The sequence below is a fragment of the Chitinophagales bacterium genome (genome assembly GCA_020636495.1).
Classification (GTDB): domain Bacteria; phylum Bacteroidota; class Bacteroidia; order Chitinophagales; family Chitinophagaceae; genus UBA5543.
Genome location: JACJXQ010000008.1, coordinates 544406 through 557560 on the forward strand (window position 1 = coordinate 544406; position 13155 = coordinate 557560).

General features: G+C 43.4%; 16 protein-coding genes. 10 read left to right on the top strand and 6 right to left on the bottom strand.

The annotated features are described in order from the left end of the window. Nucleotides 1-25 precede the first annotated feature (25 nt). From rpmI to H6550_02470, 4 genes are all read left to right on the top strand, one after another. Nucleotides 26-226, top strand: a complete 201-nt coding sequence (gene rpmI, locus H6550_02455) for a 50S ribosomal protein L35 (protein ID MCB9044980.1) — start codon at nt 26-28, stop codon at nt 224-226. 93 nt (nt 227-319) lie between these two features. Further along, nucleotides 320-664, top strand: coding sequence for a 50S ribosomal protein L20 (gene rplT / locus H6550_02460; protein ID MCB9044981.1), 345 nt, complete (start codon nt 320-322; stop codon nt 662-664). Between the two features lie 62 nt (nt 665-726). Next, nucleotides 727-1380 (top strand): hypothetical protein, encoded by a 654-nt coding sequence (locus tag H6550_02465; GenBank protein MCB9044982.1) that lies wholly within the window; start codon nt 727-729, stop codon nt 1378-1380. A gap of 45 nt (nt 1381-1425) precedes the next feature. After that, complete coding sequence (locus H6550_02470; GenBank protein ID MCB9044983.1) at nt 1426-1917, top strand: hypothetical protein; 492 nt, start codon at nt 1426-1428, stop codon at nt 1915-1917. A 4-nt stretch (nt 1918-1921) separates the two neighbouring features. Here the strand turns inward: H6550_02470 and H6550_02475 are convergent, their stop codons facing one another. Continuing rightward, entirely contained in the window at nt 1922-2746 is an 825-nt protein-coding gene (locus H6550_02475) for a 4-(cytidine 5'-diphospho)-2-C-methyl-D-erythritol kinase (protein ID MCB9044984.1), read from the bottom strand. A gap of 78 nt (nt 2747-2824) precedes the next feature. Here H6550_02475 and H6550_02480 point away from each other — a divergent pair, with 78 nt between their 5' ends. Genes H6550_02480 through H6550_02490 form a run of 3 tightly spaced genes read left to right on the top strand, consistent with a single transcriptional unit; the run spans nt 2825 to nt 4620 of the window. Then, nucleotides 2825-3532 carry an ABC transporter ATP-binding protein gene (locus H6550_02480; protein ID MCB9044985.1) on the top strand — a complete coding sequence of 236 codons (708 nt, stop codon included), beginning with the start codon at nt 2825-2827 and terminating at the stop codon, nt 3530-3532. 33 nt (nt 3533-3565) lie between these two features. After that, on the top strand, nt 3566-4126 hold the full coding sequence (locus H6550_02485) for a cob(I)yrinic acid a,c-diamide adenosyltransferase (GenBank protein ID MCB9044986.1): 561 nt from the start codon (nt 3566-3568) through the stop codon (nt 4124-4126). Nucleotides 4127-4140: 14 nt separating this feature from the next. Continuing rightward, entirely contained in the window at nt 4141-4620 is a 480-nt protein-coding gene (locus H6550_02490) for a hypothetical protein (GenBank protein MCB9044987.1), read from the top strand. Here the strand turns inward: H6550_02490 and H6550_02495 are convergent, their stop codons facing one another. The 3 genes from H6550_02495 to tsaB form a co-directional block, all read right to left on the bottom strand. Further along, nucleotides 4621-5403, bottom strand: coding sequence for a zinc-dependent peptidase (locus H6550_02495; protein MCB9044988.1), 783 nt, complete (start codon nt 5401-5403; stop codon nt 4621-4623). It abuts the gene before it with no gap. Nucleotides 5404-5539: 136 nt separating this feature from the next. Next, a complete protein-coding gene (locus H6550_02500) occupies nt 5540-5902 on the bottom strand; it encodes a helix-turn-helix transcriptional regulator (protein MCB9044989.1) in 363 nt (120 codons plus the stop codon). A 187-nt stretch (nt 5903-6089) separates the two neighbouring features. Then, nucleotides 6090-6773 carry a tRNA (adenosine(37)-N6)-threonylcarbamoyltransferase complex dimerization subunit type 1 TsaB gene (tsaB, locus tag H6550_02505; GenBank protein MCB9044990.1) on the bottom strand — a complete coding sequence of 228 codons (684 nt, stop codon included), beginning with the start codon at nt 6771-6773 and terminating at the stop codon, nt 6090-6092. A gap of 39 nt (nt 6774-6812) precedes the next feature. Here tsaB and H6550_02510 point away from each other — a divergent pair, with 39 nt between their 5' ends. Both H6550_02510 and gyrB read left to right on the top strand, forming a co-directional pair. After that, nucleotides 6813-7193 (top strand): RidA family protein, encoded by a 381-nt coding sequence (locus tag H6550_02510; GenBank protein MCB9044991.1) that lies wholly within the window; start codon nt 6813-6815, stop codon nt 7191-7193. Nucleotides 7194-7402: 209 nt separating this feature from the next. Then, nucleotides 7403-9382 (top strand): DNA topoisomerase (ATP-hydrolyzing) subunit B, encoded by a 1980-nt coding sequence (gyrB, locus tag H6550_02515; GenBank protein ID MCB9044992.1) that lies wholly within the window; start codon nt 7403-7405, stop codon nt 9380-9382. A gap of 310 nt (nt 9383-9692) precedes the next feature. Here gyrB and yidC read toward each other — a convergent pair whose 3' ends face one another. Next, on the bottom strand, nt 9693-11534 hold the full coding sequence (yidC, locus tag H6550_02520) for a membrane protein insertase YidC (protein MCB9044993.1): 1842 nt from the start codon (nt 11532-11534) through the stop codon (nt 9693-9695). Between the two features lie 167 nt (nt 11535-11701). Between yidC and H6550_02525 the strand changes: the two genes are divergently transcribed. Continuing rightward, nucleotides 11702-12136, top strand: a complete 435-nt coding sequence (locus H6550_02525; GenBank protein MCB9044994.1) for a polymer-forming cytoskeletal protein — start codon at nt 11702-11704, stop codon at nt 12134-12136. On the opposite strand, the gene H6550_02530 is transcribed toward H6550_02525, so the two are convergent. Next, nucleotides 12137-13108, bottom strand: a complete 972-nt coding sequence (locus H6550_02530; GenBank protein MCB9044995.1) for a GSCFA domain-containing protein — start codon at nt 13106-13108, stop codon at nt 12137-12139. It abuts the gene before it with no gap. Nucleotides 13109-13155 lie beyond the last annotated feature (47 nt).

Below are 13155 nucleotides of genomic sequence, written 5' to 3' on the forward strand. Positions count from 1 at the left end.
CCTTTGCCATCCCAAAATTTAGTCCATGCCGAAGGTTAAGACACATTCTCGCGCGAAGAAAACTTTTAAGTTAACAGCAAGCGGGAAAATACGCAGATTTAAGGCTTTTAAAAGCCACTTATTGACTAAAAAAGCAACAAAGCGCAAGCGTCACTTGCGTCAGTCAGCATATGTACATCCGGCTAATGAGAGCCTGGTAAAACGCATGCTGGGTCTTAAAGGTTAATAATTTTACCGTAAGCCCGCAGGGCTGAGGTTTTTGAAAAAATATTATTAATAAGCAACCATCCTGCCATAGGGTGGGTTAAATGTAAAAATTATGCCACGTTCAGTTAACGCAGTAGCGTCTCGTGCAAGAAGGAAAAAAATACTGAAGCAAGCCAAAGGCTTCTACGGTAAACGTAAAAACGTTTATACCGTTGCTAAAAACGTATTAGAAAAAGGGTTGGGCTACAAATATGTAGGCCGCAAACTGAAAAAACGCGAATACCGCACATTATGGATAGCACGTATCAACGCTGCAGTTCGTGAAGAAGGTATGAGCTATTCACAATTTATGGGCAAATTGAGTGCTAAAGGCATCGATCTGAACCGTAAAGTACTGGCTGATCTGGCTATGAATGAGCCGGAGACTTTCAAAAAGCTGGTTGCAGAAGTAAAATAGGTTTTACTACATTATTTATATTAGCCGCTGTCGCACCGATAGCGGCTATTTTTTTATCAGCAATGTTTAAGAGTTCTGTTTTTATTATTTCAATTTTATTACTTGCAGCTTGTGGCAGCAGGCAGGCGGGTAATACTGTTTATAACATACAGGCAGGTGATATCCTGTTTCAGGACCTTGATTGCGGTGCGCCATGCGATGCAATAGAAAAAGTAACCGAAGGTGTGAACGGTCATGATTTTTCGCACTGTGGTATTGTTGCCGAGGTAGATGGACAGCTGAAAGTTGTGGAAGCATATGGTAAAGTACAGGCGGTAAGTATCGATAGTTTCCTTGCCAGGAGTAAAGACGGTGAGGGGCATCCAAAAGTATTGATAGGAAGGCTGAAGGGTGATAAGAAACTAGCTTTAAAGAGTGCAGAGTTATCAGAAAAATATATTGGCAAGGCTTACGATAATGCCTTTACGATGGGAGATGACAGCTATTACTGTTCTGAGCTGGTGTATGAATGCTTTAAAGAAGCGAATGGAGATAGTATAGTTTTTCCGCTGAATGAGATGACCTTCACAGATCCTGAGACGGGTGAGTTGATGCCATTCTGGATAAATTACTATAAAGAGCTGGGCATAGCCGTACCTGAAGGTGAACCAGGAATAAACCCCGGAGCTATATCAAGAAATGAGAGGTTGGAAATACGTGAGGTAACTAAAAATTAAGGTGCTAAGTTGAGCAAAAGAATATTGGCTGTTTATTGTTTGTTTTTGGCAGGTATATGTTCGTGCGGGAGCACCAACAAGGATAAGATACTTGACTGGCAGGAAAACATAAAAGAAGAAGTGCTGGAACATAATGAATCCACTATTGACAGCACGTGGGAAGATATTGACCTGAATGAAGGAGCACGAATAGAGTTGAAGTACAGCAAGGGCAGCCTGGTAGAACGAGTAATAAAGAACACTGCCGGAGTAACCCTGTATACAGCACAGTATGCTGAAGATACCAATTTTGCATTGGTGCATGAATACTGTACGCATGGTAACGTGACCTACGAGGGTATAGAGTACAAACACAAACCCTACGGGCTGGCTACCTGGTATTATTGTGAAAGTGGTAAGGTAATGGAGCAGGGTATGCGCTACAAGTTCAGGAAAGCCGGCATTTGGAAAAAATATAACACTGACGGTAGTTTGCAATCAGAAACACAACATGAAGAAAAGATAAAAGTGAGAACTTTGCCTAAGTTCAATACCTGATACTTTATTCAAAGTAGTGTATGGTGAACTGTAGCCCGGAAACTATCTCTGCTTTAGCCCCTTTTTCAAAAATACCATATAAAGTACTGCCACTGCCACTCATAGAGGCGAATACTGCTCCTTGCTCGTATAATTCTCTTTTTATTTTGCCCAGTTCGGGGTGTTGCATGAATACGGCATCTTCAAAGTCGTTACTGACATTGTCTTTCCATTGAGATATAGGAAGTTCCGGTAATTTTCTCAGGTCGAACATGGGTTTGCGTGGCGTTATCATGCTGAATGCATCCTTAGTGGAAATATGTACTTCAGGGCATATCAATTGAATACTGTAAGCTGACAGGTCAAGCATCGGTATGGGGCTCATCTGTTCCCCGCGGCCTTTGGCAAAATGTGGTGTGTTGTATATAAAGAAGGGACAGTCACTACCCAGCTCCAGTGCCATCTCTGCTAAATATTTATCAGAAAGTTCCAGCCTGCAATAGTCATTCAGCAGGCGTAACATAAAAGCACCATCGGCAGAGCCACCACCCAGCCCGGCACCCATGGGTATTGCTTTCAGCAGGTATATATCGAGTGCCGGAACCTTTGCCGGAAATCTTTGTTGTAGCAGTTCATAGGCTTTCCATACGAGGTTTTGTTCCGGGTTGCCCGCAATGTTTTTACCATTCAGTACCAGCTTGGGCATTGGGCCTGTTGCAGGAACTACCTCCAATGCATCGTTCAGCCCTTTGATGGGGTAGAATACCGTCTCCAGGTCGTGGTAACCATCCGGGCGGCGATTGGTGATATATAATCCTAAGTTTATCTTGCAGTTGGGGAAACAGACCATAAGTGCATAATAACAAAACCGAAGCATAAAATTATCTGTATTTTTGGAAACCTGCACATTTTTGAAGCATAAGGAATTATGAAGGAAGTCATCAGTCTGAACGATATACACAAGAGCTACTACCTGGGTAAACAGGAACTACCTGTATTAAAAGGTATAGACCTTACCGTAGTGCAGAATGAGTATATCTCACTTATGGGACCATCCGGTTCGGGCAAATCTACCCTGATGAATATTATAGGCTGTTTAGATACACTGAGCAGAGGCAGGTATATCCTGAATGGTCATGATGTAAGCAAAATGACTGATGATGAGTTGGCTGATGTACGCAATACAGAAATAGGTTTTGTGTTCCAGCAGTTCAACCTGCTGCCAAGGCTGACAGCATGGGAGAATGTAGCACTGCCGCTTATCTATGCCGGAATAAGCAAAAAAGACAGGGAAGAGCAAGCCAGGGCCATGCTGGATAAAGTAGGCCTTTCGGACAGGGCGCATCACAAACCTAATGAGTTATCGGGTGGACAGAGCCAGCGTGTTGCTGTAGCAAGGGCACTTATCAATAATCCGTCAATAATACTGGCAGATGAACCTACAGGTAACCTGGATACCAAAACATCGGAAGAGATCATGGAGTTGTTTGGTGATATACACGCCCAGGGCAATACAGTAATGCTGGTAACACACGAGGAGGATATTGCCAACTTTACCAACCGGATAGTCAGGATAAGAGATGGTGTGGTAGAAAGTGATACTACCCGGACTCCTAAAGAGATCATAAACAGTTAAAACAATTTAGCCCCTATTGGGGTTGGGGTTATTATGGCATTTAAGATATATACTAAAACAGGAGACAAAGGAAGTACCAGCCTGATAGGTGGCGTGAGGGTGCCTAAAAACCATATTCGCATAGAGAGTTATGGTACAGTAGATGAGTTGAACTCATACCTGGGTATGGTGCGCGATATGGCCAACGATGCACTTGTAAATGAATGGATACACGAGGTGCAGGACAGGTTGTTTACCATCGGTTCGGTACTGGCTACTGACCCGGGCAAAGAAATAAAAATGAAATTGCCCGATCTGCATGAGGCAGATGTAATATTCCTGGAGCAGAAGATAGACGAGATGAATGAGTCATTGCCCGAGATGCGTTCATTTATACTGCCCGGAGGCAACCTGGCATCTTCTACAACCCATGTAGCACGATGTGTTTGCCGCAGGGCCGAGCGTATTTGTGTGGCTATGCAGGAGCAAAACGAAGTGGTACCTGAACTTATTGTTACTTATCTGAATCGCTTGTCAGACTTTTTGTTTGTACTGGCCAGGCATATAGCGCATATCAATGGTGCTGAAGACATGCCGTGGAGGGCGAGGTTGTAAAATTCCGGACATTTATGAAGAAGATAATCTTAGTAGCCACTGCCTGCATATCACTACAGGCATGTGGCAATAATACTTCCAAAGAAAGTTCCAGGCTGAAATCTATCAGCTGGATATTAGGATACTGGGAAATGAATACCCCTGAAGGAAGCGTAACAGAATCGTGGATACGCAATAGTGATACCAGTTACTCGGGCGTAGGCAAGTTTATCGATTCATCGGGTAAAGTGATGTCTACCGAAGAGATAGAGATCATACAGAGGGGAGATATGTTGCTGTATATCCCGACTGTAAGTAACCAGAACGGAGGAGAGCCCATAGTTTTTGCTGAAGCTTTTTACACAGATACTTCCATCAGCTTTTTAAATGCGGAACATGATTTTCCGCAGCGCATTACTTATGTCAAAACCTCTGACAGTACTATACTGGCCTATATTGAAGGAGATATAAACGGGGAGATACAACGGATAGACTATCCTTACAGCAGAAAATGATCAGGCTGCTTTGGGCTGATACATTTTGTGCAGCATGTTGTATAGTTCAGGGTACTGAGACTTGAAATGATCAGGCTGTTTGAAGTAATATTCCGAGACCACGGCAAAGAACTCCGCTTCGCTGGTAGCGCCATAAGGGTTGATGTCTGTAAGACCTTCTTTAATAGCCCTGATATATGCCTGCATATAGCTTTTCCATTCTTTGGTACTTTGCTTGTCCAGCAGGTATTGCGGCACACCGTCAGTAGCACCATCGGCTTTGTCTATCAGGTGTGCAAATTCGTGTATAGCTGTATTGTGTGCATTGTCTGGATACAGGTAGCCTGCCCTGAGTGCTGGTTGGGAAAGAATCATTTCACGGTTCATTACGCCGTCGCCTACCATGCCTAATACATTCCTGTCCGGTCCGTCCAGTTCGTATCTTTTACTGAAGGTCCCTTCGTATAACAGTACCTCATCCAGGTTGTTGTATCGCCAGTTCAGGTAACCAAACAATGGAATGACAGCACTGGCTGCAATAAATACCAGGTCAACATCGTGCACTACTACATTTCCTGTTCCTGTCACTTTGGTTCGCGCCAGGAAATCGCGCATACGTTCCTCAAATATAGCTTTATCTTCTGCGCTCAATGCCCTGTAGTAGGGTACGTAGCTATGCAGGAGGAATGTAGTACCTGCCGGCAATTTGTAAGCTGCCAGCTTTTTTTGCTTCCTTTTCCAAAGCAGGTAGTTCGTTACAATGATGCCAACTATGACCAGCGATACGATGATGCCTTTCAACATATACCAAATATAAGGAGTGGCGTTTTATCGGTTGATATGTGAATATAGACAAAACACATAATCGCCTGGGGGTAAAATAAAACCGTCCCACTTTTCAGCGGGACGGTTTTATTAATTAGTTATTAACTGAGTTTGATTACGCCTCGTCAGAGTTAACCAACTCGTTTACAAACTTAGCAACAGCAGCTATGCGAGCATGGTTCAGTGCATAGTGGATGAACTTACCATCACGCTCAGTGATAACGATGTTAGCACGACGCAGAATAGCCAGGTGCTGAGAAGCAACAGACTGCTCAAGACGCAGTTTCACGTAAATGTCTGTAACATTCATACGCTTGTTCTCTTCCAACAACTTAACGATCTGCTGGCGCAGTTTGTGGTTGATAGCCCTTAAGGTCATCGCTGCATTCTTTACTGCCATGTAATCCAGCTTAATTTGTTCGTTTGAACCTTCATCTTTACGAATAACCAGCGTGTTTGCTGACATAGTCGTTTCCATCTACAAAAAATTTACTAATGAATAATAAAAAAATACAAAAACTAATTAATATAATATAGTCCTACTATATGTTCTATTAACGGAGTGCAAACATACACCAAATGCAAATATGAAACAACAATATATTTGTGAATTCTGTTAAACCACCGTTAAATTGACGCAAATTATTAATGTGTGACTCTTGTAACTATTTGGTTGTCTTTGGTTTATGTGTATAAACTTGTTTTAAATAAAAAGGCTCGGCAGATGCCAATGTGATAAAACCATGACAATTGTATTGTTCGGACGTATATCTTACCCAACTGTCAATATCTATCTTCTCAGTGCCGTTTTCATGTTCAGGTTGGACATTAAATACAGACCTGATAACATCATTAATGTACCCTGTTACCAACCCGGAGCCGGGTATTTCAGCAGCAATATTTGCTAATTGTTCTTCAAATATGTGCCGTGGTTCTATTAGTACCTGCAGGCTTTTGTTATATACCGCGATAAAGTATTCTTTATCTCTGGCCTGTAGTATACTGACAATGTTTGCAACCTCTTCATTACTGTAAGCATGACGGGTAGCCATGAGCAACAGTTTGTTGTGCATCATCAATGGCTTGTCCAGTGCATAGCAAAAGCCCTTGGCTGTAGCCAGCCCGATGCGTAGTCCTGTGTATGACCCCGGGCCACCACAAACTGCAATGGCGTGCAGGTCGTTCAGGCCGATGCTGTTTTGCTGCAGCAATTGTTCGATGTTGGTATTCAACGTTGCCGCATGGTTACGTGTATCAGTGTTCTCTATAACACCAATGGATGATCCGTCCTTTGCCAGTGCTACAAGCCCGGTGTCTCCCGAAGTATCTATGTGTAAAATATAGGCCATATATGGTTTGCAAATGTACGGTGAGTATTACATTTGTGTATGGAAAAGAAAGTAATTCGTACAGATAACGCACCTGCACCGATCGGGCCTTACAACCAGGCCATTCAATACGGCGATATGCTGTTCGTATCAGGACAGATAGCAATAGACCCGAAAACAGGTAACCTGGTAGAGGGTGATATACAAGCTGAAACGCGTATGGTGATGCAGAACCTTGAGTCGGTACTGGCTGCTGCCGGTATGAATTTCTCGAATGTGATCAAATCTTCTATTTTCCTGATGGACATGGGCCAGTTTGCACAAGTTAATGAGGTATACGGAGGCTATTTTACCGTAGACCCTCCCGCGCGTGAAACGGTACAGGTAGCAGGGCTGCCCAAAGGTGTAAATGTAGAGATCAGTGTGGTGGCAGGCAGGTAATTTTAACCTGTTCATAATACCGCTGAAGTCCTTGAAAACAGGGGCAAAGATATATTGTTAAAAGCCCTGATATTGCTTGCTGTAACGGGGTGTTTTTGTTATCTTTGTATGGTTATTTTTAACCTAACGTATGATGTAATTGCCGTATGTATTATGCGGTGATCAGTAACCATTCCGGGCCTGAGAACAGGGCCTTGTTCAACTAAAATATGAGTACAGAAAATTCTGCTGTCAACACTCCGGGTAATACAGGCTATGATGCCGCAAGTATACAAGTATTAGAAGGTTTGGAAGCGGTGCGTAAGCGCCCTGCCATGTATATTGGCGATATCGGTGTTAAAGGTTTGCATCATCTTGTTTACGAGGTCGTAGACAACTCTATTGATGAAGCCCTTGCCGGCCACTGTAAATACATTACAGTAACTATTCACGAAGACAACTCTATCAGTGTACAGGACGACGGCCGCGGTATACCAACAGGCATGCATCCGAAAGAAGGCCGTAGTGCCCTTGAGGTGGTAATGACCGTACTGCACGCAGGTGGTAAGTTCGATAAAGACTCCTATAAAGTATCAGGAGGGTTGCATGGTGTCGGTGTAAGTTGTGTGAATGCACTGAGTATGCATATGCACACAACCGTGTACCGCGAAGGGAAGATATTTGAGCAGGAATATGAAAAGGGCATACCCATGTATTCCGTACGCGAAAAAGGGACAACTGATAAGCGCGGTACACATCAGCACTTCTGGCCCGATAATAGTATTTTTAAAGAGACCACCTATAACAGGGAGATACTGGCAGGCCGCCTGCGCGAATTATCTTACCTGAACAGAGGTATACATATCACGCTGGTAGATGAGCGTGAGCAGGACGAAGACGGTAAGCATGTATCGCAGGTGTTCTTCAGTGAAGGCGGCATAGTAGAATTTGTGCAGATGCTGGACGAATCAGCTAAACGCACACCATTGCTTGCCAACCCGATATATGTAGAAGCACATGATGATGATACCAATGTAGCAGTAGATGTTGCACTGAACTACAACACCTCATACAACGAACACATCTTCTCATACGTTAACAACATTAACACGATTGAAGGTGGTACGCACGTATCTGGTTTTCGCAGGGCTATTACCCGTGTGTTCAAATCGTATGGCGATAAGAACAAACTGTTTGAAAAAGCCAAGGTAGAGATAACAGGTGATGATTTCCGCGAAGGCCTGAGTGCTATTATTTCTGTAAAGGTTCCTGAGCCACAGTTTGAAGGCCAGACCAAAACCAAGCTGGGTAACAACGAGGTGATGGGTGTGGTTGATGTTTCAGTAAGCCGTGTATTAGAGGCTTACCTGGAAGAGAATCCAAAAGCTGCCAAGATGATCATTGACAAGGTGATCATTGCTGCGCAGGCACGTGCAGCTGCACGTAAAGCCCGCGAATTGGTGCAACGTAAGAGCGTATTGTCAGGTGGTGGTATGCCCGGAAAACTGGCCGACTGTTCTGATAAAGATCCTGAACGTTGCGAACTGTACCTGGTGGAGGGTGACTCGGCAGGTGGTACAGCCAAGCAGGGCCGCGACCGTAGCTACCAGGCTATATTGCCACTACGTGGTAAGATACTGAATGTAGAAAAAGCACAGGAGCATAAGATATACGAGAACGAAGAGATAAAGAATATGTTCACTGCATTGGGTGTATCGGTAGGTACCGAAGATGACCCTAAGGCGCTGAACTTATCCAAGCTTCGTTATCACAAGATCATTATCATGACCGATGCCGACGTGGATGGTTCTCACATTGCTACGTTGATACTTACGTTCTTCTTCCGTTATATGACCACACTGGTAGAACAAGGCCACGTGTACCTGGCACAGCCGCCATTGTACTTAGTGAAGAAAGGTAAAGAGCAGGAATACGCATGGACAGAAGAACAGCGTAAAGCATTGATAGAGCGACTGGGACATGGTAAAGAAGACAGCGTGAACATACAGCGCTATAAAGGTCTGGGTGAGATGAACGCTGACCAACTTTGGGAAACAACCATGAACCCTGACACACGATTGATGAAGCAAGTGACCATTGAAAGTGCTGCTGAGGCTGATCGTGTTTTCTCTATGCTGATGGGTGATGAAGTAGCACCACGCAGGGAGTTCATCGAGAGCCATGCCAAGTACGCCAAGATTGACGTATAACAGATACCAACTAACATTCTTTAGATAAACAAAGTCCTGCTGGAAAGCAGGACTTTTTACTTATGCCTTTCTGCTGATGCAAAAAGGACATTACCCCTATTGAAACGAAAGCGTCTTTATTCCGAATACACGGGTTAATATGTTGAACACGAAACAAATCGTAAGAAAAAATCCTCTTCTTTAGGGCCGGACGGTCTGCTACAACGGTTTAAGGTATAAATTGTTGCTCTAAGCTACTTACATAATCGGGAAAAAACAAAAATCCCCGCAGGTATACCTGCGGGGATTTTTGATATACAAAAGTATGTACCTATTTCTTTTTGCGCACAGGCTGTTGTTTAGCCCTTTCTGCTTGTTGCTTTTGCATTTCTTCCAGCTTGGCCTGCCATTTAGATTGTGCAGGCGGCTTGTTTTTGTTCTCCTGCATTTTAGCATGTATAGCTTTTTCGTCTATCACATATTTCTGAATGATGAATTGTTGCGCAATGCTGATCATGTTGGAGAAGAAGTAGTAGAAAGTAAGTGCCGCGGCCATTTTATTGAACACGCCTAACAGCATGAACGGGAATATGAACGGCAGGTATTTCATAATCGGGTTGTTGGGATCTTGCGGTGTCATGTTACGGTTGTACAGTGCCAGGAACAGGCTAGATACAGTCATAAGTATCGTAAACAAGCTGACATGGTTACCGTAAACTGAACTCAGTACCGGGATATTGGCACTCCAACTGACAATACTATCGTAGGTAGACAGGTCTTTTGCCCACAGGAAACTTGCCTGCCTTAACTCAATTGACGACGGGAAGAAGTAGAACATGGCAAATAGTATGGGCAATTGCAGTAATGTTGGTAAACATCCACCCAATGGGTTAACACCGGCTGAGCGATATAGTTTCATCTGCTCCATACCGAATTTCTGCTGGTCGTCGCCACATTGTGCGCGTAGTTCGTCCAGCTCAGGTTTCAGTACACGCATTTTTGCGCTGGACAGGTAGCTTTTATAAGTAAAGAATGACAACAGCAGGCGTATGATAATGGTCATCAGCATGATGATAACACCAAAGTTGCTGATGAAACTGCTGAGCATATTGAATATTGGAATGATGAGTAGCTTGTTGATGTACTTTACAAAGAACATCGGGCCATAACCCAGCGGTACCATTTCTTCCAGCCCTATTTTGTAGGAGTTAAGTGTTTTGTACCTGTTGGGTCCTATATACATTTTCAGGTCAACAGATGGGTTTCCGTTGCCTTTTACAGGTATATCAAATGTATTGCTGTTTTGCGCAACAATGTTCTCATTATCCAGTTTAGTATCACCTTCAATATTCACGCGGTTAAGACCGTCTTCTGATATCAATGCAGTAGCAAAGAAGTGCACCCTGAAACCTAACCAGTTAGCAGGTTTTTCAAGGCTCTCTTTTTGTGTATTGATAAAGGTGAAATAATCATGGTCACCATCAGAGAGATTGTAATAGAACTGGCTGTTCTTACGCTCGTTGTTGATGTCCTTTTCAGTATGCAGAGCCTGAGTCTGCCATGTTACCGGCAGGTTGTTGGTATGCATACCTTCCAACGTGATGTTGGTGCGCAGCATATATCCTTCTTTAGGCAAGGTATAAGTAATGAAGGTCTTTTTACCCTCGCCCATATCTGCTGTAAATATTATTGATTTGTTGCCTTCGGCATCCGTTTTTTCTTCGGTAGTATAATACAGATCGCCGGTGGCAACAGCGCCATTATCTATAGGCAGTACTGCGCTTAGTTTATTATAATCACCGTCGAACAGGATGAGTGGTCCCTGGTCGTAGGTTTTATACTTTTTAAGATTGGCCTTAACCGGGTGTGCACCTTTGGTAGTGAAGGTCAGTGCTATGTCGGCATTTTCAAGAACTATGTTGTTTGCCTCCCCTTTGAATGCCGGAGCTTTCGCCTCTATAATAGAGTCGTTGATTTCTGCTGCAGCGTCGGTCATTGTAACCTCCGCAGGTTTAGCTTCGTCGGCTGTTGGTTTGGGGTGCACCTTGGCGGCGGCTATAGAGTCTGCTATCTTCTGCTCTTCGAATTTTGACTGGGAATAATTGTTGTAGGCAAAGTAGCCTATCACCAATACTGCCAACAAAGAAAAGCCAATGACTGAATTACGATCCATGAAACTTTTAAATGAGGTGCAAAGGTAACTAAAATGCAATTGAACCCATATATAAAGAGAATCGTATTATTTTAATTTATTGTAATATTTATGATTATGTAGTTAAAAATATTATTTTCGGTCTCCCTACCCCGCCATATTGTGTAACCATTACAAATGAACAGTATATGTTTGTTAAGAAACGCGAAGAAAAGACAAATACTCCCAAACAGGTACGCCAGGCCGGTGCGGTAAGCACAATTGCTTCAGGTACAACGGTTAATGGCGATATGGAGTCTGATTCCGACATGAGAATTGATGGTAATATTATTGGCAATGTATACTGTAAAGCCAAGATCGTACTTGGAGAATCCGGTATTATACAAGGCGACCTGCATGCTACAAATGCCGACGTTTTCGGTACCGTAAATGGTAACGTAATAGCCAAAGACCTGCTGTGTCTCAAGGCAAAATCTACTGTAAATGGTAATGTAAATACCAAGCGCCTGCAGATAGAACCCAACGCTACCTTTAACGGACAGTGCAAAATGACCTCAGACCAGGTGTCAGGTGGTAAGTCAATGTCAGACAAAAAAGTAGAACTGGAAGTTCACAACAGCTAATTATTCACTGAAATATGCCAACTCTTCATTGAGTTGTAGGTAAGGGTATTGAGCCATCAATGCCCTTATTTTTTGTACATAACTTTCCCTGAATTTTTTGTGTGCTTCTGTTTGCGGGAAACGTGTCCTGTGTTTGCGGGCCAAGGCTACTTCGTGTACCTGTTTCATCAGGTCGAGCGTAAATGTATCCATACAAGCCTCAGTCAGTCTGCCCCATACATAATCGGTTGCCAGATAGTTGGGGTGTACAAAATCAATATCATAGTATCTATGGTCGCGCAGCACATCCATAACCAGCTCGTAGGCAGGGAAGTAATATGCCTGTTCAAACTTATCGCAAAGCAGGTGCACACTCTCTATGATGCGTGCTTTACTGCGGTTATTTTCCACCAGCCCGTCGCGGTAGTGCCTTACAGGGCTCACGGTAAATATCAGCTGGACATCAGGGTTGACTTTCAACAGGCTTTCAATAGTATTGGTGAATTTTGACGTTATTTCTTCGATAGTAAGCAAACGTTTTTCAAACCATTGCGATGGTGCCCGATGGTTATTACTTACTGCTTGTCCTGTTTCTTTCAACACATAATAATAGGCACTGCCGAGTGTTATGAGTACATGGGTAGCCGTACGAATAAATTCAGTTGCTGCCTTTTGCGATGTATTAATGCTGCACAATGCTTCTTCTTTATTGATGTGTGAGAAGCTGGTATGGTGATCCCAACTGTTCCAGAGCTCGTTCAGGTAAAAAAGTGCATCTTCACTATATAACTTGCCTTGTATATAGCCATCTATGCTATTAGCTACGCTCAGGGGATTGAATATGATGCCATGCGGATTGTCCAGCACGTTGAGCCGATGCTGTTTCAGCCGGATAGCCATATTCTCAGCAAAGCAAGAGCCTGAGAGGAATAGTTTACTCTCGTAGCTGATGGGCCGTGGCAGTGGTTGAATATTGAGTTGTAACGTGTGCATCGGCGTAAAAATACGCAAATGGCAGACAGGTTGTGATAATATTGAAA

Excerpts from the sequence above, each read along its gene's own strand:
- rpmI (MCB9044980.1), top strand. The coding sequence starts at position 26 with ATGCCGAAGGTTAAGACACATTCTCGCGCGAAGAAAACTTTTAAGTTA.
- rplT (MCB9044981.1), top strand. The coding sequence starts at position 320 with ATGCCACGTTCAGTTAACGCAGTAGCGTCTCGTGCAAGAAGGAAAAAA.
- H6550_02465 (MCB9044982.1), top strand. The coding sequence starts at position 727 with ATGTTTAAGAGTTCTGTTTTTATTATTTCAATTTTATTACTTGCAGCT.
- H6550_02475 (MCB9044984.1), bottom strand. The coding sequence starts at position 2,746 with ATGGTCTGTTTCCCCAACTGCAAGATAAACTTAGGATTATATATCACC.
- H6550_02480 (MCB9044985.1), top strand. The coding sequence starts at position 2,825 with ATGAAGGAAGTCATCAGTCTGAACGATATACACAAGAGCTACTACCTG.
- H6550_02485 (MCB9044986.1), top strand. The coding sequence starts at position 3,566 with ATGGCATTTAAGATATATACTAAAACAGGAGACAAAGGAAGTACCAGC.
- H6550_02490 (MCB9044987.1), top strand. The coding sequence starts at position 4,141 with ATGAAGAAGATAATCTTAGTAGCCACTGCCTGCATATCACTACAGGCA.
- H6550_02495 (MCB9044988.1), bottom strand. The coding sequence starts at position 5,403 with ATGTTGAAAGGCATCATCGTATCGCTGGTCATAGTTGGCATCATTGTA.
- H6550_02500 (MCB9044989.1), bottom strand. The coding sequence starts at position 5,902 with ATGGAAACGACTATGTCAGCAAACACGCTGGTTATTCGTAAAGATGAA.
- tsaB (MCB9044990.1), bottom strand. The coding sequence starts at position 6,773 with ATGGCCTATATTTTACACATAGATACTTCGGGAGACACCGGGCTTGTA.
- H6550_02510 (MCB9044991.1), top strand. The coding sequence starts at position 6,813 with ATGGAAAAGAAAGTAATTCGTACAGATAACGCACCTGCACCGATCGGG.
- gyrB (MCB9044992.1), top strand. The coding sequence starts at position 7,403 with ATGAGTACAGAAAATTCTGCTGTCAACACTCCGGGTAATACAGGCTAT.
- yidC (MCB9044993.1), bottom strand. The coding sequence starts at position 11,534 with ATGGATCGTAATTCAGTCATTGGCTTTTCTTTGTTGGCAGTATTGGTG.
- H6550_02525 (MCB9044994.1), top strand. The coding sequence starts at position 11,702 with ATGTTTGTTAAGAAACGCGAAGAAAAGACAAATACTCCCAAACAGGTA.
- H6550_02530 (MCB9044995.1), bottom strand. The coding sequence starts at position 13,108 with ATGCACACGTTACAACTCAATATTCAACCACTGCCACGGCCCATCAGC.